Annotated in this window: 2 protein-coding genes and 1 pseudogene; 2 read left to right on the plus strand and 1 reads right to left on the minus strand. The window is 54.1% G+C overall.

Annotated elements, in window-relative coordinates:
* Both INT22_RS07455 and INT22_RS07460 read left to right on the plus strand, forming a co-directional pair.
* Nucleotides 1–618, plus strand: a 618-nt coding sequence (locus tag INT22_RS07455; protein ID WP_226912492.1) for a pentapeptide repeat-containing protein, incomplete at its 5' end; no start/stop codon positions are given.
* Nucleotides 619–625: 7 nt separating this feature from the next.
* A complete protein-coding gene (locus tag INT22_RS07460) occupies nt 626–1,222 on the plus strand; it encodes a rhodanese-like domain-containing protein (RefSeq protein ID WP_193059709.1) in 597 nt (198 codons plus the stop codon).
* A gap of 62 nt (nt 1,223–1,284) precedes the next feature.
* Here INT22_RS07460 and INT22_RS20435 read toward each other — a convergent pair.
* A pseudogene (locus INT22_RS20435) lies at nt 1,285–1,546 on the minus strand (pyrroloquinoline quinone biosynthesis protein PqqE); the annotation flags it as partial.

The raw sequence follows: 1,546 nt of genomic DNA on the forward strand, positions 1-1,546 counted from the left end.
ATAGGCAGCGTTGTAGCCGACGATTATGTTGAAGCGTATCAACCGCCAGTGCATAACGGCTGTGAGTTGGTGCCAGGTACTCAGTGCGCCAATATGGATTTATCCGGCGGCGACTTTTCCAATCTTGACCTACAGGGTGCTAACTTTGCGGGCAGTAACCTAGAAGGCTCGGATTTCCGCCACAGCAACCTACGCAGCGTTGATTTTGAAGGGGCATCGCTGAGACATGCCAACCTCAATCGTGCACGCATGCCCAACACGCATTTACGCGGCGCCGATCTTTCCCATGCCAGTTTGGTTGGATTGGATAGCTGGAGTATTTATGCCCAGGGCGCGACATTTGATTATGCCGATTTGACCGGCGCTAACCTTGAGTTTGCCCGGCTTTCCGGGGCCAGCATGCAAGGAGCAACGTTGATGGGCAGTAATCTGGAAATGGCCTGGATGAATAAGGTCAACCTGATCGGTGCGGACCTGCGCGATGCTAATCTGCAAGAAGCAAAAATGAACATCACGCGGCTCAATGATGCTGATATGACCGGTGCACGCATCCACTACGGCAACTTCCAAATGGCCCAAATGGAGGGTTGTACCGCCTGCCCGTTTGATTGGGAGTAATGTCACCATGTCGACACAACCTTCGGCGTACTCTGTGCGCCGCTATATGCTCTGTGTGGTGTGGGCAGCGGGTGTATTCAGTGGAGCGGTACACGCTGAAGCGCCCACCGCGACATTTAACCAAGAAGGCTATCGTTTGCCGCCTTTTAAAGCGCCTGTTACCGCACCGCTTCCAGGGGTGACCACGTTAGATGACCATGCTTTTCAAGCGCTGCTGGCGTCACCGCCAGTGATTCTGGTGGATGTCTACGCGCTGCCCTGGCATAACGGTCTTTTTCTTCAGGACAGTGCGCACTTAACGATTCCAGGCAGTATTTGGCTGCCTAATGTGGGCGCAGCTAGTTTGGAAGAGGAGTGGATTGATTATTTCACCACAGCACTGGATGCGCAGCGTAAGCACGCTGAAGCCGCGCCGCTAGTGTTCTTCTGCCGTGCTGACTGCTGGCTTTCCTGGAACGCTGCACGGCGCGCTGAGGCAATGGGCTATGAAGAGCTCTATTGGTACCCAAATGGGGTGGATGGCTGGCAAGCGAGTGGACATTCGTTAGCAGCCGTTTGCCCGCAGCTGCCCGCTCATGCTGAGCGAGCTACCTGCGAGCCTTAATCGGTTTGTTGCTGATAGCCAGGTTGATTACTAATCAATAGATTTATTACGGATAAACAGGCTTATTGCCGGTAAATCAGCTCAAGTGGTTGGCGGGGCGAAGGCGCTGCCAAGCCATTCTGTCTCAAGCCGCTTTGAATTTCAGCCTGACCCTGCAACTGCTTTGACTGGCGGGCATTGCGGGGAATCAGCGTCGCTTGATCGGGTGTGTTATGGCTGTTTTCTGCGATTAGGCTCTCTAACAACCCATGCTGGGGAGAGTGCTGGCACACCGGGTCGGTGGCGTTCATATCACCGGTTAATAAATAGGCTTGGCAGCGGCAG

The organism is Halomonas sp. 3D7M (genome assembly GCF_014897885.1).
Lineage (GTDB): Bacteria > Pseudomonadota > Gammaproteobacteria > Pseudomonadales > Halomonadaceae > Vreelandella.

What these genes read in the sequence shown, in the direction of transcription:
- INT22_RS07460 (WP_193059709.1), top strand. Translation starts at nt 626, where the DNA reads ATGTCGACACAACCTTCGGCGTACTCTGTGCGCCGCTATATGCTCTGT.